This is a genomic window from Caulobacter sp. DWP3-1-3b2 (genome assembly GCF_049896325.1).
GTDB lineage: Bacteria > Pseudomonadota > Alphaproteobacteria > Caulobacterales > Caulobacteraceae > Caulobacter.
The window spans coordinates 224,946-245,937 of sequence record NZ_JAFCUB010000003.1 but is presented as its reverse complement, the minus strand read 5'-3'; the positions used below and the strand labels follow the sequence as shown (position 1 = coordinate 245,937).

The 20,992-nt window shown below is 66.5% G+C and carries 25 protein-coding genes and 1 other RNA gene; 19 read left to right on the top strand and 7 right to left on the bottom strand.

Annotated elements, in window-relative coordinates; genetic code table 11:
• Positions 1–58: 58 nt before the first annotated feature.
• The gene (locus tag ACP7AG_RS03815) at positions 59–1,165 is read right to left on the bottom strand and encodes a P-loop NTPase (RefSeq protein ID WP_426029843.1); all 1,107 of its coding nucleotides are present in this window, start codon (positions 1,163–1,165) and stop codon (positions 59–61) included.
• A gap of 106 nt (positions 1,166–1,271) precedes the next feature.
• On the opposite strand from ACP7AG_RS03815, the gene hflK reads away from it, so the two are divergent.
• Together hflK and hflC are read left to right on the top strand one after the other, a co-directional pair.
• Entirely contained in the window at positions 1,272–2,381 is a 1,110-nt protein-coding gene (hflK, locus tag ACP7AG_RS03810) for an FtsH protease activity modulator HflK (protein WP_426013405.1), read from the top strand.
• Entirely contained in the window at positions 2,378–3,223 is an 846-nt protein-coding gene (gene hflC, locus ACP7AG_RS03805; protein WP_426029836.1) for a protease modulator HflC, read from the top strand. The genes hflK and hflC overlap by 4 nt, the downstream gene beginning before the upstream one ends.
• A gap of 32 nt (positions 3,224–3,255) precedes the next feature.
• Here the strand turns inward: hflC and ACP7AG_RS03800 are convergent, their stop codons facing one another.
• Both ACP7AG_RS03800 and ACP7AG_RS03795 read right to left on the bottom strand, forming a co-directional pair.
• Positions 3,256–3,762 carry a group I truncated hemoglobin gene (locus ACP7AG_RS03800; protein ID WP_426029835.1) on the bottom strand — a complete coding sequence of 169 codons (507 nt, stop codon included), beginning with the start codon at positions 3,760–3,762 and terminating at the stop codon, positions 3,256–3,258.
• Positions 3,763–3,769: 7 nt separating this feature from the next.
• Positions 3,770–4,651, bottom strand: a complete 882-nt coding sequence (locus ACP7AG_RS03795) for a DUF3034 family protein (RefSeq protein WP_426013410.1) — start codon at positions 4,649–4,651, stop codon at positions 3,770–3,772.
• A gap of 177 nt (positions 4,652–4,828) precedes the next feature.
• On the opposite strand from ACP7AG_RS03795, the gene ACP7AG_RS03790 reads away from it, so the two are divergent.
• Together ACP7AG_RS03790 and ACP7AG_RS03785 are read left to right on the top strand one after the other, a co-directional pair.
• Complete coding sequence (locus ACP7AG_RS03790) at positions 4,829–5,440, top strand: methylamine utilization protein (protein ID WP_426029834.1); 612 nt, start codon at positions 4,829–4,831, stop codon at positions 5,438–5,440.
• Between the two features lie 8 nt (positions 5,441–5,448).
• The gene (locus tag ACP7AG_RS03785; protein ID WP_426029833.1) at positions 5,449–7,785 is read left to right on the top strand and encodes a putative bifunctional diguanylate cyclase/phosphodiesterase; all 2,337 of its coding nucleotides are present in this window, start codon (positions 5,449–5,451) and stop codon (positions 7,783–7,785) included.
• Here ACP7AG_RS03785 and ACP7AG_RS03780 read toward each other — a convergent pair.
• Positions 7,782–8,447: an HAD family hydrolase gene (locus ACP7AG_RS03780; RefSeq protein ID WP_426013415.1), complete on the bottom strand. Its 666-nt coding sequence runs from the start codon at positions 8,445–8,447 to the stop codon at positions 7,782–7,784. The genes ACP7AG_RS03785 and ACP7AG_RS03780 overlap by 4 nt on opposite strands.
• Positions 8,444–9,304 (bottom strand): phosphoserine phosphatase SerB, encoded by an 861-nt coding sequence (serB, locus tag ACP7AG_RS03775; RefSeq protein WP_426029832.1) that lies wholly within the window; start codon positions 9,302–9,304, stop codon positions 8,444–8,446. The genes ACP7AG_RS03780 and serB overlap by 4 nt, the downstream gene beginning before the upstream one ends.
• Before the next feature lie 92 nt (positions 9,305–9,396).
• Here serB and ACP7AG_RS03770 point away from each other — a divergent pair, with 92 nt between their 5' ends.
• The 9 genes from ACP7AG_RS03770 to ACP7AG_RS03730 all read left to right on the top strand — a co-directional run bounded on the left by ACP7AG_RS03770 (position 9,397) and on the right by ACP7AG_RS03730 (position 16,384).
• Entirely contained in the window at positions 9,397–10,143 is a 747-nt protein-coding gene (locus ACP7AG_RS03770) for a hypothetical protein (RefSeq protein ID WP_426029831.1), read from the top strand.
• Complete coding sequence (gene miaA, locus ACP7AG_RS03765; RefSeq protein WP_426029830.1) at positions 10,140–11,057, top strand: tRNA (adenosine(37)-N6)-dimethylallyltransferase MiaA; 918 nt, start codon at positions 10,140–10,142, stop codon at positions 11,055–11,057. The genes ACP7AG_RS03770 and miaA overlap by 4 nt, the downstream gene beginning before the upstream one ends.
• A gap of 99 nt (positions 11,058–11,156) precedes the next feature.
• Complete coding sequence (locus ACP7AG_RS03760; RefSeq protein ID WP_426029829.1) at positions 11,157–11,639, top strand: CinA family protein; 483 nt, start codon at positions 11,157–11,159, stop codon at positions 11,637–11,639.
• Positions 11,640–11,756: 117 nt separating this feature from the next.
• Positions 11,757–11,804, top strand: coding sequence for a hypothetical protein (locus ACP7AG_RS03755; RefSeq protein WP_426013791.1), 48 nt, complete (start codon positions 11,757–11,759; stop codon positions 11,802–11,804).
• A gap of 107 nt (positions 11,805–11,911) precedes the next feature.
• A complete protein-coding gene (locus tag ACP7AG_RS03750; protein WP_426013423.1) occupies positions 11,912–13,720 on the top strand; it encodes an acetolactate synthase 3 large subunit in 1,809 nt (602 codons plus the stop codon).
• 61 nt (positions 13,721–13,781) lie between these two features.
• Positions 13,782–14,345 (top strand): hypothetical protein, encoded by a 564-nt coding sequence (locus ACP7AG_RS03745; protein WP_426013425.1) that lies wholly within the window; start codon positions 13,782–13,784, stop codon positions 14,343–14,345.
• Positions 14,342–14,893, top strand: a complete 552-nt coding sequence (ilvN, locus tag ACP7AG_RS03740; protein ID WP_426013427.1) for an acetolactate synthase small subunit — start codon at positions 14,342–14,344, stop codon at positions 14,891–14,893. The genes ACP7AG_RS03745 and ilvN overlap by 4 nt, the downstream gene beginning before the upstream one ends.
• Positions 14,894–14,895: 2 nt before the next feature.
• Positions 14,896–15,765, top strand: a complete 870-nt coding sequence (locus tag ACP7AG_RS03735) for a hypothetical protein (RefSeq protein ID WP_426029828.1) — start codon at positions 14,896–14,898, stop codon at positions 15,763–15,765.
• Positions 15,766–16,078: 313 nt separating this feature from the next.
• The gene (locus ACP7AG_RS03730; protein WP_426029827.1) at positions 16,079–16,384 is read left to right on the top strand and encodes a hypothetical protein; all 306 of its coding nucleotides are present in this window, start codon (positions 16,079–16,081) and stop codon (positions 16,382–16,384) included.
• 47 nt (positions 16,385–16,431) lie between these two features.
• Here the strand turns inward: ACP7AG_RS03730 and ACP7AG_RS03725 are convergent, their stop codons facing one another.
• Positions 16,432–16,962, bottom strand: a complete 531-nt coding sequence (locus ACP7AG_RS03725; protein ID WP_426029826.1) for an aquaporin — start codon at positions 16,960–16,962, stop codon at positions 16,432–16,434.
• Here ACP7AG_RS03725 and ACP7AG_RS03720 point away from each other — a divergent pair.
• Positions 16,961–17,098 (top strand): hypothetical protein, encoded by a 138-nt coding sequence (locus tag ACP7AG_RS03720; RefSeq protein WP_426013434.1) that lies wholly within the window; start codon positions 16,961–16,963, stop codon positions 17,096–17,098. The two genes, ACP7AG_RS03725 and ACP7AG_RS03720, sit on opposite strands and share 2 nt — an antisense overlap.
• Before the next feature lie 134 nt (positions 17,099–17,232).
• On the opposite strand, the gene ACP7AG_RS03715 is transcribed toward ACP7AG_RS03720, so the two are convergent.
• Positions 17,233–18,144 carry an AraC family transcriptional regulator N-terminal domain-containing protein gene (locus ACP7AG_RS03715; RefSeq protein ID WP_426029825.1) on the bottom strand — a complete coding sequence of 304 codons (912 nt, stop codon included), beginning with the start codon at positions 18,142–18,144 and terminating at the stop codon, positions 17,233–17,235.
• Positions 18,145–18,346: 202 nt separating this feature from the next.
• On the opposite strand from ACP7AG_RS03715, the gene ACP7AG_RS03710 reads away from it, so the two are divergent.
• The 5 genes from ACP7AG_RS03710 to ACP7AG_RS03690 all read left to right on the top strand — a co-directional run bounded on the left by ACP7AG_RS03710 (position 18,347) and on the right by ACP7AG_RS03690 (position 20,956).
• Positions 18,347–18,655, top strand: coding sequence for an Atu4866 domain-containing protein (locus ACP7AG_RS03710; RefSeq protein WP_426029824.1), 309 nt, complete (start codon positions 18,347–18,349; stop codon positions 18,653–18,655).
• Positions 18,621–18,986, top strand: a transfer-messenger RNA (tmRNA) gene (gene ssrA, locus ACP7AG_RS03705). The genes ACP7AG_RS03710 and ssrA overlap by 35 nt, the downstream gene beginning before the upstream one ends.
• Positions 18,987–19,120: 134 nt before the next feature.
• A complete protein-coding gene (locus ACP7AG_RS03700; protein ID WP_426013439.1) occupies positions 19,121–19,606 on the top strand; it encodes an SspB family protein in 486 nt (161 codons plus the stop codon).
• A 6-nt stretch (positions 19,607–19,612) separates the two neighbouring features.
• A complete protein-coding gene (locus ACP7AG_RS03695; RefSeq protein ID WP_426029823.1) occupies positions 19,613–20,098 on the top strand; it encodes a PaaI family thioesterase in 486 nt (161 codons plus the stop codon).
• Positions 20,099–20,104: 6 nt separating this feature from the next.
• Positions 20,105–20,956, top strand: coding sequence for a C13 family peptidase (locus ACP7AG_RS03690; RefSeq protein ID WP_426029822.1), 852 nt, complete (start codon positions 20,105–20,107; stop codon positions 20,954–20,956).
• The last annotated feature ends 36 nt before the right edge of the window (positions 20,957–20,992 follow it).

Below are 20,992 nucleotides of genomic sequence, written 5' to 3'. Positions count from 1 at the left end.
CGCCCCAACACTCCCCCCACCGGCCTTCGGCCGCCTCCACCATAGGGGGACGTGGAGATCAGCCCTGCCCGACAGTGGTCCACAATGCCCGCGCCGCCTCGGTGAACGCCCTGGCCGCCGCGCTGCCGGGCGCACGCAACACCACCGGCGTCCCGGCGTCGCCGGCCTCGCGGACGGCGATCTCGATCGGAATCTGAGCCAGCAACGCGACGTCCAGCGTCTTTGCCTCGGCCACGCCACCTCCCGTTCCGAAGATCGGGATCGGGGCGCCGGTCGTCGGATCGGCGAAGAAGGCCATGTTCTCGATCAAGCCCAGGATCGGGGTCGCCGTCTTGCCAAACATCACCGCCGCCCGGCGAACGTCGATCAGGGCGATCTCCTGCGGGGTCGTCACCAGCACCACACCGTCGATCCGCAGCTTCTGCACCAGGGTCAACTGGATGTCGCCGGTGCCGGGCGGCAGGTCGACAACCAGCACGTCCAGCGGCGCGGCTTCGCTGCCCCAGGCCACGTCGTGGATCATCTGGCGCACCGCCGACGAGGCCATCGGCCCGCGCCAGATCATCGCCTTGCCCTCATCGACCAGGAAGCCGATCGACATCAGCCTGATCCCATGGGCGAACAGAGGCTGCAGCTTGCCGTCCTCGAAGCTGGGCTCGCCGTCCACGCCCATCATTCGGGGGGCCGAGGGGCCATAGACGTCGGCGTCAAGCAGGCCGACCCTCAGGCCCTGGGCCGCGAAGGCGCAGGCCAGGTTGGTGGCGACAGTGGACTTGCCCACCCCGCCCTTGCCAGACGCCACGGCGATCACGTGCTTCACATGGGCGGGCTTCTCGGCCTCCGGCGGCGGGACAAGACGCGCCTGCTTGTCCTCTCTGACCGAAGCGCCCTTGCGCACCCGGGTCGCGCCTTCGGCGGCCTGGGCCGTCAGAACCACTTGGGCCACCTCAACGCCGGCCAGGGCCACCAGGATCTTTTCTGCCGCCTCGCGCACTGGGCCATAGGTCGCTGCCTGCGAGGCCGGGACCTCCAGCATGAAACCCGCCCGGCCTGCGCGTAACACCAGTCCCTGCACCAGACCGGCGGCCACCAAGCCCTCGCCGGACACCGGATCGACGATCCGATCCAGCGCCGCGCGGGCGTCATCGAGGGTGGCGGGAAGCACTGCGGTCACGTGTTTGTCTTGCCTTGTGGTGCGAGGGCTCTCATATCCGCGTGTGGGGCTAGCTTTACAACCCCGCCCAAGTAGTGACGGGAAGTCGACGCCGCCCATGCCCTGGAACGACAATGCAGGCCCCGGTCCCTGGGGATCCCCGCCGCCTAACGACGGCAAGAAGGACGGCGACAAGCCCAAGATCGAAGGACCACGCCCCGGCGGCGGTCCCAAGGGCCCCGGCGGTCCGCCCGCGCCTTTCGACGTCAACGCCATCGTCGATCGCGTCTCGGAGCGCCTGCGCCAGACCTTCAACGGCCCCGGCCGGTCGCGCGCCATCGTGGTCTCGGTCGCGGCCGTCGCCAGCCTCTGGGCGCTGTCAGGCTGCTATGTCGTGCAGCCCAAGGAGCAGGCGGTGATCACCACCTTCGGCGCCTATACCCGCACCGCCGGCCCCGGCCTGCGCTACCACCTGCCCTTCCCTTTCGAGCAAGCGGAACTGGTGCCGTTCACCACCACCCAGGCCCTCGACGTCGGCGGTACGGCTGCGGCGCCGGTGCCGGACGAGCGCCTGATGCTGACCGGTGACGAGAATATCGTCGATCTCAGCTTCACGGTGCAGTGGCGGGTCATGGACGCGGCGAGATACACCTTCAACGTCCGCGAGCCTGATGGCCTGATCAAGGACGTCGCCGAAAGCGCCATGCGCGAAGTGGTCGGCAAGACCGCCCTCACCCCGATCCTCACCACCGGTCGCGGCCGGGTGCAGGACGAGACCAAGCGGCTGATGCAGCAAATCCTGGACCGCTACGACATCGGCGTCTCGATCCAGAACGTCAACATCCAGACCGCCACGACGCCCGGCCCGGTGCTGGAAGCCTATCGCGACGTCCAGCGCGCCGCCCAGAACGCCCAGTCGGCCGCCAACAACGCTGGCGGTGAAGCGGCGCAGATTACCCAGGCGGCGCTCGGCTATCGCGAACAGGTGGTGCGCGAAGCTTCGGGCGACGCGGCGCGCTTCAACCAGGTGTACGAGCAGTACAAGCTGGCGCCGGCCGTGACCCGCGAACGACTCTATATCGAGACCATGCAGCGGGTGCTGGCCAACTCCAACAAGGTGATCATCGACAGCAAGGGCGCCAACGCTCCCGTTATCCTGCCGTCCGAGACCTTCCGCCCCCGGACGTCCGCGCCCAATGCCAACGCCGCCGAGGGAGCCGTCCGATGAACCGCCTCAACGCTACGACCATCTTCGCTGGCGTCGCCGCCTTATCCGCGCTGATCCTGGCCAATTTCGTCCTGTTCCAGGTCGACCAGCGACAACAGGCCCTGGTGATCCGCTTCGGCGATCCCGTGCGCACGGTGCTGACGCCCGGCCTGCACATGAAGAGCCCCTTCGAGACGGTGCTGCGGTTCGACAAGCGCAATATCGACCTCAACGCCAACGAGGAAGAGGTCACAGCCGCCGACCAGGAGCGGCTGGTGGTCAACGCCTTCGTCCGCTACCGCATCACCGACCCGCGCCAGTTCTACCGCACCCTCGGCCAGGAAAGCGTCGCCACCGACCGCCTGGAGAGCATCATCAACGCCGCCCTGCGCGAGGAGGTCGGCCGCTCGAACTCGGAAGACGTCATCGCAGGCAAGCGGGCGCAGATCATGGCAGCCATCCGCGCCAAGGTCGCCCGCCAGGTCGCCGCCTCCGATCTCGGCGTGCAGATCATCGACGTGCGCATCAAGCGCGCTGACCTGCCGCCGGCCAACGAACAGGCGGTGTTCGAGCGCATGCAGACGGCCCGCAAGCAGGAGGCCGCCCAGTTGCGCGCCATCGGCGAGCAGCGCCGCCGCGAGATCGTCGCGACCGCCTATGAGGAGGCCGAAAAAATCCGTGGCGACGCCGACGCCCGGCGCGCCCAGATGTTCGCCGCCAGCTTCGGTCGCGACCCCGGCTTCGCCTCGTTCTACCGCTCTATGCAGGCCTATGAGGCGGCCCTGGGCAAGGGCGACACGACGCTGGTGCTGTCTCCCGACAGCGCGTTCTTCAAATATTTCGCTAAGGGCCCGGCGGGGTAGATCCTTCCTTCTCCCCTTGCGGGAGAAGGAAACTACCGCCGCTCGATCGCCTGCCGGCTCATCGGGGCCAGCTTGACCAAAAGCTTGTTCTGGGCGGCGAAGGGCACGCGTTCCTTGTCCATCGCCCATTGCAGGTTCTCGACCAGGGCGTTGAAGTCGCGCGGCGTGATGCCCTGGTCCTTGTGCGAGGCGCTCATGTCCTTGCCGGTGTAGTCGCACCCTCCATCAAGAATGTAGCAGAACTGCTCGGCCAGGGTGCGCTTCAGGCGGACGATGTCGGCCGTGGCGAAGACGTCCTTGATGCGCGGATCGGCCAGGTTGCGATCAACTAGGTCGCTGGTGATCCGCGCCAGTCCCTCCTTGCCGTGGAACGCCTTGAAGACGCTGTCGTCCTTCATCGGCGTCGCGCCGGCGTTGGCGTTGGACTGGATGTAAGGATCCACCGCTATCTCGCTGGGCGGGACGGTCTGGGCGAGCGCCGCGTTGGAGAGCGTGAGCGAAAAGGCCGTCGCGGCCAGGGCGATGAGGCGCATGGTCATGTGATCCCTAAAAGCCGGCCTGCAGAGAGACATAGAGGCCACGCTGGTTCTTGAAGGTGGCAATCGAGCCGAGGTCGGCATAGGCGGCCGTCAACGATAGGGTCTTGCTGAACGCATAGGCCACGAACACGTCGGCCCAGTCGTTTTCCTTGGCGAACCCGAGATTGTCGGGCTTGGTGCGATACTCGGCCCCGACCAGCAGGCGCTTGCTGACCAGATAGCCGGCCGAGCCCTCGAACTGGGTCTTGTAGCTGTCGTTCCTGTCGCCGCCGAAGCCCAGCAGGCCGGTCTGGTTGGCCTTGGTCAGCCGCGCCGTGCCGTTCAACACCAGGCTGTAATTCAGCAGCAGCTTGGTCGCCGCGACATAGTAGTCGACCCCGTCATCGTCCTTGCCGCCAATGGCGTGGATGATGGCGCCCTGATTGTTTTGCTTGGCCTGAACACCGACGGCGATCTGCGGCAGCCAGGTGTCCTGGTCATAGACCACGTCGCCAACCAGGCGGACCTTCACGCCGATGATGTCTTGCTTGAAGGTGAAGCCCTTGCCCAGGCCCAACTTGGCCCCGGTCTCGCCGGTGTCGAACTCCTGCCGGGCGATCGACAGCTCGATCCGATCGAACAGGCCGACGGCCCCGCCGACCGAGCGCAGCTCGTAGTCGGGCACGTTGACATAGGTGGCGTGCACACTACCGCCGACACCGCGCGAGGTCTCGTTGCCGCCGATCAGGGCCCAGGTCGATAACCCGCCGCCCGCGCCGCCTTCCAAGGCGCTGACGCCGCCGGTGAGCAGCAGCTTGCCGCCCGGCTCCATCTCCTCGGCGCCAGCCGCGCCGACGCCAAGGCCAAGCGCCACAATGGCGACAGCCAGTCCCAACAGTGTCGATCGCATGACGCCCCCTTTGGCCGTTAGCGTCACGTCGTTCGAATGACGTCGCCAAATTCACGCGAGAGCATCCCTGACAAGACTTTACAGAACCTTGACCATGACAAGTTGTCGCATGTGCTTGCCGAGAGGTGGCCACCGTGTGTTAACCGGGATTTCACGGCGGCCGCGCTAAGCAGAGCCATGAAATTCGCACCCGTACTATTTTTGGTTGCAATGTTCGCGGGCTCCGCTCAAGCCGCCGACCTGACGGTTTCGGTGCGCGGGGCTGACGGCAAGCCCATTCCGGATGCCGTTGTCACTGTCTATCCGAACGGCCAGCCGACCAAGGGTCCGATCAAGTTCGACTGGCCCTACCGGGTCGCGCAGCAGAACATCCAGTTCAATCCGTTCGTGCTGATCGTGCCGGCGGGAGCCGAGGTGTCGTTCCCCAACTTCGACAAGGTGCGCCACCACGTCTATTCGTTCTCGGCCGGCAACAAGTTCGAGCTGAAGCTCTACGGCCGCGAAGAGAACCGCACCGTCAAACTGCCCGCGGTCGGCGTGGCCGCTATCGGCTGCAACATCCACGACCAGATGGTCGGCTTTATCAAGGTGGTCGACACCGCCTACGCCGCCAAGAGCGACGCCAACGGCAATGCGGTAGTCCGTGGGATTCCGGACGGGCCGGTCGTGGCCAAGGTCTGGCACCCCTATCTGCGCGCGCCGAAGAACGAGAAGACGCTGACCACGAGCGCCGTTCGCGGCGTGGCGCGCGAGACCGCCACCCTCGAACTGCGCGCAACGGGACACTGAGCCCAGGCATGTTCAACCGCCTCCAGACCAAGCTGACCGTGCTCTATGCGGGACTGTTCGCCCTGGCCCTGAGCCTGGTGGCGGTGAGCGTCTATCTGACCATCGCCGGCAACGCCCAGTCGCAGGTCCGCAAGGAGCTAGGCTCGACCGGTACGGTGTTCGACAGCGTCTGGGCCTTGCGGACCCAGCGCCTTCACGATGGCGCGGAATTGCTGTCGCGCGACTTCGGCTTCCGCGCCGCCGTAGCGACCCAGGACGTGCCGACGGTTCAGTCGGCGGTGACCAACCTGCGCGCCCGCATGGGCCTGGACCTGGCCTTCATGGTCGGAGTTGATGGCGTCGTCGTCGGGACCGACCCGAGCAAGGTCGATATCGAGAAACTGTGGAGCGCCCTGGACCATGAAGACGGCGCCCAAGGCGTGTTCGTGGTTGACGGCGCGCCCTACCAACTGATCTCGGCCCCCGTCATGTCGCCCACCCTCACCGGGTGGATCGTGTTTGGCGCCCGCCTCGACGATCGCGAGATGACCGCCCTGGAACGACTGTCGGCGATCCGCTTGGAGGCTCAGGTGTTCGACCGCCGCGGCGAGACCTGGGTGACCACCGACAAGACCGCCGACAGCAACGCGATGAGCGCTTTCGTCGCCAGGGAAATGGGCCAGACCATCGCCTCGCCCCATCGCCTGCGCACCGCGACCGGCGACAACCTGGTGTTGATCAAGCGGCTGAAGACCCTGGATGGCCAGACCCCGGCCGCCTTGGTGCTGCGCTATCCCATGGCCCTGGCCATGGCGCCCTACCGCCCCTTGATGGCTGCGGTGATCATCGCCGGTCTGATCAGCGCGGCCCTGGTGGTCGCCGCCAGCTGGGCCCTGTCGCGCGACATCGCCAAGCCGATCATCGCCTTGGACGACGCCGCCCGGCGTTTGCAACAGGGCGAGGACGTTCATGTGGACGTGCGCTCCAGCGACGAGATCGGCCGCCTGTCGGACAGCTTCAACCTGATGGCCGCCGAGATTCGCGACCGCGAGCACCGGATCACCGAGCTAGCCCTGCACGACGCCGAGACCGGCCTGCCCAACCGCCTGGCGGCCGAACGCGAGATCGAGGCCCGCATGTCCCGCCTCAAGCCTGGCCAACAGGTGGTGGTCGGCGCCTTGGGCCTGGACCGCTTCACTCTATTGCGCGGAGCCATCGGCTACGCCTTGTTCACTCAACTGGTGACCGAAGTCGGGGCGCGCGTCCGCGCGTTGCATCCTGCCGTAATGGTGGCGCGCCTCACCACCTCGACCCTTTGCGTGATTTCCGACGTTACCGACGTGCAGACCGCCCTTCCCATGGTCACGCGCGCGCTGGCCAATCTGTCGGCCCCCGTGCGCCTGGGCGGCGAGTTGGTCGATGTGCACATGAGCAACGGCCTGGCCGGCGCCCAAGCCGGCGAGATGGACGCCCTGCGCTTGATTGAGCACGCGATGATCGCCCTGGACCAGGCCCGGACCAGCGGCCGCAAGGTGGCGGTCTTCGACGCCGTGGCCTATGGCGACCCGGCCGGCAACCTCTCCCTGATGAGCGAAATGCTTCAGGGTGTGACGACCGGCGCGCTCTTCCTCAATCACCAGCCGAAACTCGACCTGCGCAGCGGCGAGATCACTGGCGTCGAGGCCCTGGTGCGCTGGAACCACCCGACGCGCGGCCTGCTGCGCCCCGACCTGTTCGTCGGCATGGCCGAGGAAACCGGCCATATCCGCGCCCTGACCGAATGCGTGCTCGACCAGGCCATCCTCGATCAAAAGGCCCTGCGCGAGGTCGGCCACGATGTTCTGATGTCGATCAACATCTCCGGTCGCCTGATCGACGATTCCGAATTCGCCAATCGCGCTATCGAGAAGGTCGCGGCCGCCGGCGCACGGTTCTGCTTCGAGATCACCGAGACCGCCGTGATCGGCAATCCCGACGTTGCGCTGGGCGTGCTCGACAAGCTGAGCGCCGCCGGCATCGCCGTCTCGATAGATGACTACGGCTCGGGCCTGTCGTCCCTCGCTTATCTCAAGCAGATCAGCGCCGACGAACTGAAGATCGACAAGGCCTTCGTGCTGTCGCTGGAAAAGGACGGCAAGGACGCCCTGCTGGTGAAGTCCACCATCGACCTCGCCCACAGCCTGGGCCTGAAAGTCACCGCCGAGGGCGTCGAGAGCCGCGAAGCCTTGGCCATGCTACAGGTGATGGGCTGCGACCTGGCCCAAGGGTATCACATCGCCAAGCCGATGGGATTGGAGGCCCTGGTGGAATTCCTGGCGGATTGGAGTGGGGAAGTCGTGGCTGGCGACGAGGCGCTGAGGGCTTAGGCAGTCGCCTTCAACAGCTCCAGCACCACGTGCAGGCTCTCGGCCACGTGCACGCACTTGTCATGCATCTCGTCGTTCGGATCGAGGATGTCAGGCACCATGATCGTCATCATCCCAGCCGCGTGCGCCGCCCGCACGCCCGGGTGCGAGTCCTCGAGCGCCAGGCACAGGGTCGGGTCCACGCCCAGTCGCCGCGCGGCCTCCAGGTAGGGATCCGGATGCGGCTTGTGGCGCTGGACGTCGGCGTTGGCTACCACCGCGTGGAAGCGCTTCACCAGGTCAAAGCGCCCCAGATAGCGCTCCACTGATTCGCGACTGTTGGAGGTGGCGATGGCGCGCGGCAGGCCCAGGGCGTCCAGATAGTCGAGGATCTCCATCACCCCGGTCTTCAACCGCACCTCGGCCTCGAGCAGGATCTCGACGTCGCCCCAGGTGCGCTTGAAATAGGCCTCGACCGGGAAGTCCGGGCCGTAAAGATCGCGGAGCATCCGCGCGCACTCCGGGTTGGTCTTGCCGACCATCGACTGATAGGTCGCCGCCGAGAAATCGATGCCGAACGCTTGGCCCGCCTCGATCATCGCGGCCTGGTAGACCGTCTCGGTGTCGAGCAACAGGCCGTCCATGTCGAAGACCACCGCCTGGACGCGACGGGGGAAAGTCAAGAAACGAACTCCGAGGCCCTATAGCCCTGGAAGTAGAGCAGCGCCGTCAGGTCGGCGTGGTCGATCTTTGCATGGGCCTGGGCGGCGACGATCGGCTTGGCGCGGTAGGCGACACCCAGGCCGGCTGCCTCGATCATCGCCAGGTCGTTCGCCCCATCGCCCACGGCCAGGGCGTCGGCCAGAGTCAGGCCCAGGGCGGCGGTCTCTTCCCGCAAGGCCGCCAGCTTGGCCTCCTTGCCGAGGATCGGCTCACCGACCGCGCCCGTCAGCAGGCCGCCTGCTTGGATCAACGTGTTGGCGCGATTCAGGTGGAAGCCCGCCGCCTGCGCAACGCGGCTGGTGAAGAAGGTGAAACCGCCCGAGACCAGGGCGCAGCGTGCGCCGTTGGCGGCCATCGTGGCGACTAGGGTCCGCGCCCCGGCGTTGAGGCGCACACGGCCGTCGTAGCAGGACTGCAGCGCGTCGACCGACAGGCCTTTGAGCATGCCGACCCGCTCACGCAACGCACCTTCGAACAACAGCTCGCCGCGCATGGCCCGCTCGGTGATCTCCGAGACCTGGGCTTTCAAGCCCGCAAAGTCGGCCAACTCGTCCAGGCATTCGCAGCCGATGATGGTCGAGTCCATGTCGGCGATCAGCAGGCGCTTGCGGCGGTTATCGGCAGGCGTGACCGCGACGTCCACGGGCAGGCCAAGGACCGCGTCGGCCGCCGCGCGGTGCAGGGCCGGCAGGTCGCCCTCAAGGGCGATCTCGACGGCGCCGGGGCCGAGAACCTCTGGCGAGCCCCGACCAAAGGCGGCAACGGCGCGCGCCAGAGCGGCGGCGTCGGGGCTGACGAAAACGGCGATCTGGACCATGGCGCGGGGCGTAGACTGCTGCGGCGGCGAGATCAACCTTCACCGGCCAACGATTGGTGGTAAGCGCAGGACATTCCATAGAGGGAAGGCCGATGACCGCGACGCCAGCCTCCAGCGCCAGGGACGACACCGTCACCCTCGCCGCCATTGGCGTCGTCGCGGCCTGCCTGGCCGCCACGGCCCATGAAGCGGTCGGTCACGGGGGCGCCTGTCTGGCGGTCGGGGGCGGGGTCGCTCTGCTGTCCAACGTCTTCTTCCGTTGCCAAGGCGGCGCGCCAATCGTCGATCTGGCAGGTCCGCTGGGCAATCTGGGCATGGCGTTGGTCGCCCTGGCCGGACTGCTGGTCTGGCGCGGCGCGGGCCAGGCCTCCAAGCTGTTCCTGACGGCGCTGCTGGCCTTCAGCGCCTTCTGGGCCCGCGACGCTCTGGCGACCCCGGTGGCGGTGTGGCGTCCCATCATGATCGCCGCCGGCCTTGGTCTCTACGCGAGCGCCGTGTTCGTCGTCGCCCGCCTGGGGCCGCGCGGGCCGGCCGGCGAAGCGCCTGCGCACGATCTGGCTGACGGGCGCGCTCATCGCGATCGTGGCCGTGCTGGCGTTCAAGGGCGCTGGCCGGGCCGAGGCCTTCAAGGAAGCGGCGCAGGAAATCGCCCTGGCCTCGCTGCCGCTGTGGTTCATCGCCGGTGGAGTGGCGAGACGGACGGCCTTGGCCTCGCCGCCGCCGCGTCGCAGCTGGCCGTGGATCTGGCTGGCGACCGCGACCTTCGCGCTGTTCGTCGCGACCCTGGGACACGGCTTGCCTTGACCCGACCGCATCGCCGGAGAAGGGTCGCGCCATGAGCGCTTCCCCGCCTATTACCCTGCTCGCCGGAGCCACCGCCAGCGGCAAGTCCGCCCTGGCCCTGAAGTTGGCCCGCGAGACCGGCGCTGAACTCGTCAACGCCGACTCCATGCAAATCTATGCCGGCATGCCGGTGCTGACGGCCGGTCCCACGGGTGAGGAGCTGGCTCAGGCGCCGCATCACCTGTTCGGCGTCGTCGATGCGGCCAACGGCTGGTCGGTAGCGCGCTGGTTGGAGGCCGCCTCGGCCGCCCTGGCCGAGATCGCCGCGCGCGGCCGGCCCGCGATCGTAGTCGGCGGCACGGGGCTTTACCTCAAGGCCCTGACCCACGGCCTGGCCGACGTGCCGCCGGTGTCCGAGACCCAGCGCGAGGTCTCGGCCCTGCTGTACGCCGCCCTGGGCGAGCCGGAGTTTCGCGACATCCTCGCCGAACTCGACCCCGCCGCCGAGACCCGCATCGAGGTCGGCGACCGCCAGCGCCTGCTGCGCGCCCACGCCGTGGCCATAGCCACCGGCAAGTCCCTGACCGCTTGGCAGACCAACACCCGCCCGACCCTGGCCGAGGGGAGTTGGAAAGGCATGGTGCTCGATCCGCCGCGCGCCGAGCTCTACGATCGCTGCGACGCGCGGTTAGGTCTGATGGTCGAGAACGGCGCGCTGGACGAGGTGGCGGCGATAGAGGCTCGGGGCCTCGATCCCGCTCTCCCGGCGCTGAAGGCCGTGGGCTACAGGCAATTGGCGGCGTACCTGCGGGGCGAGATCAGCTTGGACGCCGCGCTGGACGACGCTCGCCAGGAGACACGCCGCTACGCCAAGCGGCAGATGACCTGGTTCCGGAACCAGACGCCGGACTGGGAGAGGGTTGACGCACTCGCCCCCTCCGGGTCGCTGCGCGACCCTCCTCCCCCATAGGGAAAAGAGCTCAGGCGTTTAAGCTCCGCCCCCTATGGGGGCAGAGCGGCGACGAAGTCGCCAGGTGGGGACAAGTTCCCCGAAACAAGGACCTTCCCCATGACCGAACTCGCGCGCCTCGCCGCTGCCGTGGCCGCCCGCCTCACCGAACGGGGCGAGACGCTCGCCGTGGCCGAGTCCTCGACCGGCGGCCTGATTTCGGCCGCCCTGTTGGCCGTACCTGGCGCATCGAAGTTCTATGTGGGCGGGGCCGTGGTCTACACGGCCCGCGCCCGCCTGACCCTGCTGGACATCCCGCAGAAGGCCATGGACGGGCTTCGCTCGGCCAGCGAGCCCTATGCCGTGCTGCTGGCGCGGGTCGTGGGCAAGAACCTCAAGGCCGCCTGGGGCCTGTCGGAAACCGGGGCGGCTGGGCCCGACGGCAATCGCTATGGCGATCTGGCCGGTCACAGCTGTGTGGCCGTGGTCGGCGGCGAGCAGGAGGTCAGTCTTACCATCGAGACCGGTCTGGATGACCGCGCGACCAATATGCAGCGCTTCGCCGAGCAAGCTCTTGCCCTGCTGCTGAAAACCTTGGGCTAAAATTGGCCCGATGAAGCCTGTGGCGCGTCAGCCACGGGTCGTTTCTTGCGTCAAAGTGCGCCTTGACGCCCTCGCGCGAGCATGGCATTCCCCGATCATCCATTTGGAGCAACACTCGTGCGCAACACCATGATCGTACTTATGGAGCGGCCGTTCGCGGCGTGACCTAGAAGTCACGCTGATAGATCGGTCGCGCGTACAAAAGGTCCTTCGGGACCTTTTTTCTTTTCTGCTCTGCTCCAAGCCAAGCTTCCAAGCCCCCGGACACCGCCATGACCGCCCACCAGACCATCGAGAGCCAGGCTCCCGCCCAGCCCCAAAATGATCGCGCCATGACCGGCGCCGAGATCGTGGTTCGCGGCCTGGTAGACCAGGGTGTCGAGGTTTTGTTCGGCTATCCGGGCGGGGCGGTCCTGCCGATCTATGACGCGCTTTTCCACGAGCCGCGCCTGCAGCATATTTTGGTGCGCCACGAGCAAGGCGCGACCCACGCCGCCGAAGGCTATGCCCGCAGCTCAGGCAAGCCTGGCGTTGTCCTGGTCACCTCGGGGCCGGGCGCGACCAACGCCATCACCGGCATCATGGACGCCCTGATGGACTCCATCCCAATGGTCATCATCACCGGCCAGGTCCCGACGCACCTGATCGGCACCGACGCGTTCCAGGAAGCCGACACCGTCGGCATGACCCGCTCCTGCACCAAGCACAACTACCTGGTGAAAGACGTCCGCGACCTGCCGCGGATCATCCACGAGGCGTTCGAGATCGCCACCACCGGCCGGCCCGGCCCCGTGCTGATCGACATCCCCAAGGACGTGCAGTTCGCCCAGGGTGAATATTATGGCCCGACCGAGGTGTCTTCGACCCACGCCTACAATCCGCGCACCAAGGGTGACCAAAACCGCATCGCCGAGGCCGCAAAGCTGATCGCCCAGGCGCGCCGGCCAATCTTCTATACGGGCGGCGGCGTCATCAACGCGGGTCCCAAGGCCAGCGAGGCCCTGCGGCAGTTCCAGGCCATGACCGGCGCGCCGGTCACGTCGACCCTGATGGGCCTGGGCGCCTTCCCGGCGGCGGACCCCGCCTGGCTGGGCATGCTGGGCATGCACGGCACGTTCGAGGCCAACAACGCGATGCACGACTGCGACGTGATGATCTGCGTCGGCGCGCGCTTCGACGACCGGGTCACGGGGCGCCTCGACGCCTTCTCACCGGGCAGCAAGAAGATCCACATCGATATCGACGCCTCTTCGATCAACAAGAACGTCCGCATCGACCTGCCGATCATCGGCGACGCCGGCAGCATCCTCGATGACCTGATCACCGCCTGGAAGGCGGCCGGCCACCAAGCCAACAAGGCCGCCCTGAGCGACTGGTGGGCTCAGATCGACACCTGGCGCGCCCGCCAGTGCCTGAACTATCGCGGCTCGGAAACGGTGATCAAACCGCAATACGCGGTCGAGCGGCTGTACGCCCTGACCCGCGATAAGGACGTCTACATCACGACGGAAGTTGGTCAGCATCAGATGTGGGCCGCGCAGTTCTTCCGCTTCGAGGAGCCCAATCGCTGGATGACCTCCGGGGGCCTCGGCACCATGGGCTACGGCCTGCCCGCCGCCATCGGCGTGCAACTGGCCCATCCTGGCAGCCTGGTCATCGACATCGCCGGCGAGGCCTCGATCCAGATGTGTATCCAGGAGCTGTCGACGGCGATCCAGTTCAACCTGCCGGTCAAGATCTTCATCCTCAATAACGAGTGGATGGGCATGGTCCGCCAGTGGCAGCAACTGCTGCACGGCGAGCGCTACAGCCACTCCTATTCCGACAGCCTGCCCGACTTCGTGAAGCTGGCCGAGGCCTATGGCGCGGTCGGCATCCGCTGCAGTGATCCGGCCGAGCTGGATGAGAAGATCCTGCAGATGATCAACAGCGACAAGGTCGTGGTCTTCGACTGCCGCGTCGAGAAGCACGAGAACTGCCTGCCGATGATCCCCTCGGGCAAGGCCCACAACGAGATGATCATGGGCGACGTCGAGGACATCGGGAATGTGATCGGGGCGGCGGGGGCTGGGCTGGTCTAGAGCGCCACCTTACTTACCGGCCGCTCTGCTGTAGCTTGCCGGCGAACTTCCCGGAGACCTCATGCCGCCGCTTCAGATCGCCCTGGCCGCCGCGCCCGTCGTGTTCGCCCTTGTGGCGGGGGCGTTCAGCCTGTTCCAATGGCTGCTGGCGGCGCGCGAGCGGTCGGATGAGCGGGACGACGAACTCCTGGCCTGGGGCTCGAAGGTGATGGACGCCATGGCCGAGTTGGAAACGCTCTGCGCCAATCCCGCCAGCCTATGGCCGGGCGTCGGGTTCGATCGCGAACGCCTGGCCATTGCCGCACGGCTTTCCAGCCTGGTCGATCAGGGCCGAATGTTCTTTCCCAATGTCCAAACCAGAGGCCAGCAGCGCGGAGACAAGCCCGCAGCCTATCGGGGTTCGCGGGTGGTCATCCTCGACCAGGTGATCGTCGGCTATGACGTCGCCCATTTGATCCCGGAGGCCGGCCTTGAGCGGAAAGGCCTCTTGCAACAGCCGTTGCGAGACGCCCGCCGCGAGTTCGTATCCCTGCTACAAAAAGAAGTCGGATCGAGCCGGCGCCACTCGGCTGCGGTCCGCGAGACCCGCCCCGCCATCAAGATTCGCTTGGAAGACCTATCATGAGCACAACCAGCCAACCCGCCTCCGCCTATGACATGCCCGGCGCGGCCCAACTAGAGCTGACCGCGACCTTCGCCCTGCTCGTCGACAATGAGCCGGGCGTGCTCCACCGGGTGGTCGGGCTGTTCGCCGCGCGGGGCTACAACATCGAGAGCCTGACGGTGGCCGAGACCGATCACAAGGCCCATACCAGCCGCATCACCGTGGTCACCCGTGGCACGCGCCAGGTGCTGGACCAGATCGAGGCCCAGCTCAACAAGGTGGTCAATGTCCGGCGCGTGCATGACGTGACCCGAGACCCGAACGGCGTCGAACGTGAGTTGGCCCTGGTCAAGGTGCGCGGCTCGGGCGTCGATCGGGTCGAGGCCCTGCGCATCGCCGAGATCTTCCGCGCCAAGCCCGTGGACACCACATTGGAGAGCTTCGTGTTCGAGATCAGCGGCGCGCCATCGAAGATCGACAAGTTCCTCGATCTGATGCGGCCGCTGGGATTGGTGGAACTGTCCCGTACGGGCGTGCTTTCCATCGAGCGGGGCGTTGAAGGAATGTAGTCATGACGGGCGCGACGCTATTGGCCGGTCTTCTGGCGGGGTTCGCCCTCGCTGGTCAGCAACCCGCGCCTCAAACGGTTTTGCCGACCGATCCCGCCGTCTGGTGGGCGCCGGAAATTCCCAGGGTCCCGTCCGAACAGGATCCGCTGCAAAATCGCCGGCTGGCGCGTAACGAAAAGCTCGTGCCAATCGACAATGGCGTCGATCCCCTGCTCTACCGCCTGTGGGGCCTGCAGCCCCTGCAAGCCCAGTTGATCAAGCGCGGCGAACTGATCCTCGAGGTCTGGGCCCGCCCCGCCTTGGGCGTGCGCCAGGCCATCGTTCGGGTCACCGTCCGCCGCGATGGTCGCGCGTTCGTTCAAGCCCGGGCCGGGCTGGGCTGTTGCACCCCCGAGATCAGCCGCCGAGTCGACATCGACGCCGAACTGGCGCCGCAGCAGATCGCTGCGCTCAAGGCGCTGGTCGGCGCTCCGCTGTGGAGCCAGCCGCGTTCGGTAATCGTCGACTACGGCGGCGGAGCCATCGCGCCGGTGTGCCTTGACGGTATTTCCTGGGACGTCACCCTGCTGGTTCCCGGTCAGGCGCGGCATCTGCGCAGGGCCTGCGACGACACTGAGGTGGGATCCATCGCGCCTGTTCTCACGGCGGCGCTGTCGGCGGCTACCGGCCACGACTCCAGGTTCGACGTCATGTTCGCGCGCGGCGGCGATTTCTCGCGCCAGCAACGAGCCTATGACGCTCTGATCGCCTCGGGCGGCCGACTGAAGGGCGAAAGCAGCCGGACCCAACCCCCCGCGGTCCCTTTGCCACTAGACGACGGATCTGGATTGGACGCGGTGTCACAAGTATCCCCGACAAGGGGCGCGAACTGACAACTTCCTATGCGCGCCCGTCGCCGTGGACACACCCTTAAATTGCAATTGACGGATAACAGCGTTATCAGGCTTGGCCGTAACCTCGGGAGGGAAAGCCATGTTGAAGACCGTCATCCTGAAATCCATGCTGGCCGCGGCGAGCGTTGGCGCCGTGATCGGCGCGGCGTCGATGGCCCAGGCCCAGGCCACGCCTCACACGCCGTAGATCAAGTACGACCCGATCGCGGAGCATCCGCCCATCCCCGCCGGTTTGAACGCCGCGTGCACGACGGCGCCCGACGACGGCTATCCGGCGAGCAAGACCTGTCCGGTGATCTACTACGGTGGCTACAAGACCTGGATCTACAGCTTCAATGACAACCGGACGTCCTTCGCCCTGGTCACCTACGACAGCGCCGGAAACGTCTTGTGGAACGTCCGACGCGACGGCGCGCGCTATGTCTTCGACGCGATCAGCGACGACAAGGGCGAGAAGATCACCATCTTCGGCCAGGACAAGCAGTTCATCGCGGTCAACTGGTCCGACCTGCCGCACTGGAGAATTTTTCGAGCGAAGTGGTTCCGGTTCGCGTGCAGAAAAACGCGTCAAAACAGAAGATTAGAGCTCACGGCCTGACGCAGTCAGGTCGGGAAATGCTCTAGGGAGGACGCCCTGGGCGCGCCTCAACCCACCTTCAGCACATTGAAGCGGTAGAGCAGCGCGCCCAGCACCGCCCCGATCGCCGGCGCCACGAAGAACAGCCACAACTGGGCCAGGGTCTGTCCGCCCATAAAGATGGCAGGGCCGAAGCTACGGGCCGGATTGACCGAGACGCCGGTCACCTGAATGCCAACGATGTGGATTACCGCGAGGGCGATGCCGATCCCCAGGCCCGCGAAGCCGGGCGCGGCGTCGGTGCCGGTCGACCCCAGGATGACGATGACAAAGAGCGCCGTCATCACCACCTCGAACAGGAAGGCCGCCTGCACTGGGAACGCGCCGCCGTAGCCAGAACCCCAACCATTCTGGCCCAAGCCGTGGGCCGTGCCGCCCGCGATGGCCAGCAACACCGCCGCCCCCGCCGTCGCGCCGACAAACTGAGCGGCCCAATAGAGCACCATCTCCTTGGCGCTGATGCGATTGGCGACGAAGGCCGCCAGGCTGACAGCTGGATTGACGTGACAGCCGGACACCGGGCCGATGCCATAGGCCATGGGCCATGGCGATGATCGCGAACCCGAACGCCAAGGCTATGCCCAGTTGTCCGACATGATCGCCGCCCAACACCACCGCGCCGCAGCCAAACAAGACCAGAGCAAACGTGCCGACGAACTCGGCAACGAGTTTTGACATTTGACCGCCTCCCTCACCCGCGCCCATCTCCACCTCGAAGGCAGGCGCGGCGAGCTTGTCTCTGTTGGGCGAGTGTTGAAATAGGCGAAATCTCTAGGCGATCGGGCGGGCCGCCCCAGGACGCGCCGGGCTTAGGTCTCGACCAGCATGTCTGGACGGCCCCGCAGGCGGGCGACGTCACGCAGAGGCGGCGCGCCGAACAGCCTGGCGTATTCGCGGCTGAACTGCGAGGCGCTATCGTAGCCCACGGCATGGCCGGCCGACCCCGCGTCCAGGCGCTGCACCAGGATCAGCTTGCGCGCCTCCTGCAGGCGAATCTGCTTCTGGTACTGAAGGGGGCTGAGGGCGGTGACCGCCTTGAAATGGCGATGTAGGGCCGAAGGACTCATGCGGGCCTCGGCGGCCAGATCCTCGATGCGGAACGGCTCGTCGAAGTGTTGCTTGATCCAGCCAATCGCCCGGCGGACCTGACGCATGCGGCCATTGGCCCGGGTAATCTGGGCCAAGCGTGGCCCCTGGTCGCCCAGCAATATGCGATAGAGGATCTCGCGCTCGATCAGCGGCGCGAGCACGGCGGCGTCGCGCGGGGTCTCCATCAACCGCACCATTCGCATCACCGCGTCCAGCAGCGGCGGATTGACCTCGCTGACCGCCATGGCCCCAATCAGGGGACCGCCGCCATGGGCCAGGGCCGCCTCGGCGCCCGTCTGCAGCAGCAGATCACCGATCACCTCGGGATCCAGTTCCATGCGGAAACAGAGATAGGGCGTCTCAGGTGTCGCCTCGATCACTTGGCCGATCACTGGCAGGTCGACCGACGCCACGACATAGCGCAGGGCGTCATAGATCAGGGTTTGGCCGCCACAGATCACCTGCTTGGTTCCTTGGGCCACCACGCAGACGGCGGCGCCGAACACCCCATGCACCGGTTCGCTCGGCTGGCTGGTCCGCACCACCGCGCAACGCGGGCCGCAGACCTCATACGAACCGTCTTGCGGGGCGTATCGTTCAATCAACGCGGCGAGTTCGCCCTGTTCGGCCATGAGAAATTCCCTTCCGCAACGCCCACTCTCCTAGCCAAGCCACGAACATGCGTCACGCCTTCGGGAGATGATGTGCAGGATCGTGCAATCAAGGCGGAGCATCGGTCTATCGAACATCGGTCGGCATAAGTCACATTGGCGAGGTCGGCGTCGTCACCGTCCTTGTCTGGTCGTGGCGAAGCCGCCTGCCCCCGAGGTCCTCATGAAATACTATCCCAAGATCGCGCGCTGGGTGTCCGGTGTGTGGGCCAGCGCCGATGGCGTCGCCCTGGAACTGCGCATGGACGGCCGGTTCGAAGAACGCCACGACGGCGAGGTCGTGTTCACCGGCCATTACGAGATGGAAGGCGACGACGTGCGCCTGTTCGAGGATGGCGGCGGCCTGCTGATTGGCCGCCTTACAGAGGGCCGTCTTAGCTTGGAGCCGCCGCCTCGCCCGCGCGATGTCGGTCGATTTCCGGCTCGAAACCAACGTCGGCCTTCCCTCGGCCGATCGCACCCCCTATATTGAATTTGTCCGGGTTCGCTCGGACTATGGGGATAAACGCGCACGTAATAAGCGGACTGGACCCGGGTGCGATTCCCGGCGGCTCCACCAAATCTCTCCCGAGTTATCGCGGGACTGCATGGGGCCGATCAGCATCGACAGACGTGTAAAGGTGTATGCTTTCTCTCGGCGTGGCTCACCGTTTCGGGCCATTTTTCTAAATGCGAACGATAACTTCGCTGAAGAGTTCGCCATCGCCGCGTAATGCGGTGCGGGTGATCTCGCCTCTTAAGTCCTAGGGGTTCAGATCCCTAGGCGGGGCCCGGAGGGAGCCTGCCAACAGAATCCCTCCACTTTCCACCAGAACGCGGCGCTTTACCTCCCCAAAGCGGGGAGGGAATAAAAACGGCGCGCCCCCACCTTCTCCCCGCCACCGCGACACGCTACTCTCCGCGCTTCGTTTCCAGTTCTTGCTTTTCGATGGACCGCATGGCCCAGACCAATCCGCCTGAAGACCTGATGCAATACGAGGCGATGGCCCAGGACGCACTGCGTGGCGTGGTCAAGGCCGCCCTGCGCAAGGCCGCCGCGCCCGGCGGCCTGCCCGAGCCCCATCATCTGTACATCACCTTCAAGACCCAGGCGGCCGGCGTGTCGGGGCCGCAGGACCTTCTCGGCAAGTATCCCGATGAGATGACCATCATCCTGCAGCACCAGTACTGGGACCTGGCGCCGGGCGAGACCTTCTTCTCGGTCACCCTGAAGTTCGGCGGCCAGCCCAAGCGTTTGTCGGTCCCCTATGCAGCCGTGACGCGGTTCTACGATCCATCGGTGCAATTCGCCTTGCAGTTCGAGGCGCCCGAGATCGTGCCGCAGGCGCCGGAGCCGGACCCAGAGCCCGAAACCACTGGGCCATCCGAGGGCGGCGAGGACGCGCCGAAGATCATCTCCCTCGACCAGTTCCGCAAGAAGTAGTCGCGCGTGAGCGACATCGCCCCAAACGAGGTGGTTTCGGACACCCCGCAGGCCCTGACGGACGAGGCGATCCTGGCGCGATTCCATGCCGCCAAGACCGTGCCGGGCAGCGCCCGCACGCTGGGCTTTCGCATGGTGTCGGTGAATCAGGCCGAACGGCGCGTAGAGATCGCCTTCGAGCCGTCGATCGAGGCCGTGGGCAACCCGATGGGCCAGGTGCAGGGCGGCTATGTCAGCGCCATGCTGGACGAATGCATGTCGGTGGCGGGCATGATCACCTCGGGCATGACCTGCGTGGTCCCGACGCTGGAGATGAAGACCAGCTTCCTGCGACCTGCCATTCCCGGCCCGCTGCGGGGCGTCGGCTGGGTGGTCAAGTGGGGCAAGACCGTCTGCTTTACCGAGGGCGAGCTTTACGATCCCGAAGGCCGTCTGCTGGCCAAGGCCAGCGCCACGGCCATCCCCACGCCCTTCGCGAAGTTCAAGAAGTAGAGCGCGATGCGGCGTATCGCGGGCCTGTTTCTGGGTTTGCTGCTGCTGGCCGCGCCCGCTCTCGCCCAGAGCGGGGTTTCTCCCGCCGCGCCAACGCCTTCCAGCCCCTACCGGAGTCCGTTCGCCAATTGGGCCGCCGTCGTTGTCGCCGGTGACTGGCACGCCCATTCGGATGGCCCGACAGAAGCGTTCGACAACGCCCGCCGCGACGTCAGCCTGACCCTGGCGGATCTGGGTTTCGCGCGCGACGCCATAAGACAGTATTCCGTACGGCCCGAGCGTTATCCCGCCGTGAGGCCCGGAAAGACCGACCTCGGCGTCATTCACGCCGGACTGCGCAAGCTGGCCGCCCGAAACACGGCCGGCTGTCTGTTCTACATAAGCAGCCATGGCGCGCCGGAGGGGGTGGTGCTGGACGAGGGGATTTTGCCGCCTCACCTGCTGGCGGCGGTGATCAACGACGCCTGTCCCGGCCGCCCCTCGATCGTGGTGATCTCCGCCTGTTTCTCCGGTGTGTTCGTGGCGCCCCTTCAAAAGAGCAACCGGATGATCCTGACGGCGGCGCGATCGGATCGCACCTCGTTCGGCTGCAGCGCGGACGACAAGTATCCCTATTTCGACGACTGCTTCCTGTCGTCGGCACCTTTGGCTCCCGACTTCGCCGCCTTGGGCCGGGCTGTGCAGACCTGCGTGGCCAGGAAGGAGCGGGACACCGGCGCGCAGCCGCCCTCGGAGCCGCAGTTGTGGATCGGGGCCGACCTGCGCCCTCTGCTGCCGCTCTACACCCTCTCACACCCTCCGCCGAAGCCCACCGCGCGGCCGCCGGCTAGGCTCAAGAGGCCGGCGCCCAAGCGTTGAGGATCGAAAGTCTGCGGGAAAGAGCTCCGGCGGCGC

What these genes read in the sequence shown, in the direction of transcription:
- ACP7AG_RS03710 (WP_426029824.1), top strand. Translation starts at nt 18,347, where the DNA reads ATGAAATACTATCCCAAGATCGCGCGCTGGGTGTCCGGTGTGTGGGCC.
- ACP7AG_RS03690 (WP_426029822.1), top strand. Translation starts at nt 20,105, where the DNA reads ATGCGGCGTATCGCGGGCCTGTTTCTGGGTTTGCTGCTGCTGGCCGCG.
- ACP7AG_RS03770 (WP_426029831.1), top strand. Translation starts at nt 9,397, where the DNA reads ATGACCGCGACGCCAGCCTCCAGCGCCAGGGACGACACCGTCACCCTC.
- ACP7AG_RS03785 (WP_426029833.1), top strand. Translation starts at nt 5,449, where the DNA reads ATGTTCAACCGCCTCCAGACCAAGCTGACCGTGCTCTATGCGGGACTG.
- ACP7AG_RS03735 (WP_426029828.1), top strand. Translation starts at nt 14,896, where the DNA reads ATGACGGGCGCGACGCTATTGGCCGGTCTTCTGGCGGGGTTCGCCCTC.
- ACP7AG_RS03760 (WP_426029829.1), top strand. Translation starts at nt 11,157, where the DNA reads ATGACCGAACTCGCGCGCCTCGCCGCTGCCGTGGCCGCCCGCCTCACC.
- ACP7AG_RS03700 (WP_426013439.1), top strand. Translation starts at nt 19,121, where the DNA reads ATGGCCCAGACCAATCCGCCTGAAGACCTGATGCAATACGAGGCGATG.
- ACP7AG_RS03790 (WP_426029834.1), top strand. Translation starts at nt 4,829, where the DNA reads ATGAAATTCGCACCCGTACTATTTTTGGTTGCAATGTTCGCGGGCTCC.
- miaA (WP_426029830.1), top strand. Translation starts at nt 10,140, where the DNA reads ATGAGCGCTTCCCCGCCTATTACCCTGCTCGCCGGAGCCACCGCCAGC.
- ACP7AG_RS03795 (WP_426013410.1), bottom strand. Translation starts at nt 4,651, where the DNA reads ATGCGATCGACACTGTTGGGACTGGCTGTCGCCATTGTGGCGCTTGGC.
- serB (WP_426029832.1), bottom strand. Translation starts at nt 9,304, where the DNA reads ATGGTCCAGATCGCCGTTTTCGTCAGCCCCGACGCCGCCGCTCTGGCG.
- ilvN (WP_426013427.1), top strand. Translation starts at nt 14,342, where the DNA reads ATGAGCACAACCAGCCAACCCGCCTCCGCCTATGACATGCCCGGCGCG.
- ACP7AG_RS03720 (WP_426013434.1), top strand. Translation starts at nt 16,961, where the DNA reads ATGGGCCATGGCGATGATCGCGAACCCGAACGCCAAGGCTATGCCCAG.
- ACP7AG_RS03800 (WP_426029835.1), bottom strand. Translation starts at nt 3,762, where the DNA reads ATGACCATGCGCCTCATCGCCCTGGCCGCGACGGCCTTTTCGCTCACG.
- ACP7AG_RS03745 (WP_426013425.1), top strand. Translation starts at nt 13,782, where the DNA reads ATGCCGCCGCTTCAGATCGCCCTGGCCGCCGCGCCCGTCGTGTTCGCC.
- hflC (WP_426029836.1), top strand. Translation starts at nt 2,378, where the DNA reads ATGAACCGCCTCAACGCTACGACCATCTTCGCTGGCGTCGCCGCCTTA.
- ACP7AG_RS03750 (WP_426013423.1), top strand. Translation starts at nt 11,912, where the DNA reads ATGACCGCCCACCAGACCATCGAGAGCCAGGCTCCCGCCCAGCCCCAA.
- hflK (WP_426013405.1), top strand. Translation starts at nt 1,272, where the DNA reads ATGCCCTGGAACGACAATGCAGGCCCCGGTCCCTGGGGATCCCCGCCG.
- ACP7AG_RS03725 (WP_426029826.1), bottom strand. Translation starts at nt 16,962, where the DNA reads ATGGCCTATGGCATCGGCCCGGTGTCCGGCTGTCACGTCAATCCAGCT.
- ACP7AG_RS03715 (WP_426029825.1), bottom strand. Translation starts at nt 18,144, where the DNA reads ATGGCCGAACAGGGCGAACTCGCCGCGTTGATTGAACGATACGCCCCG.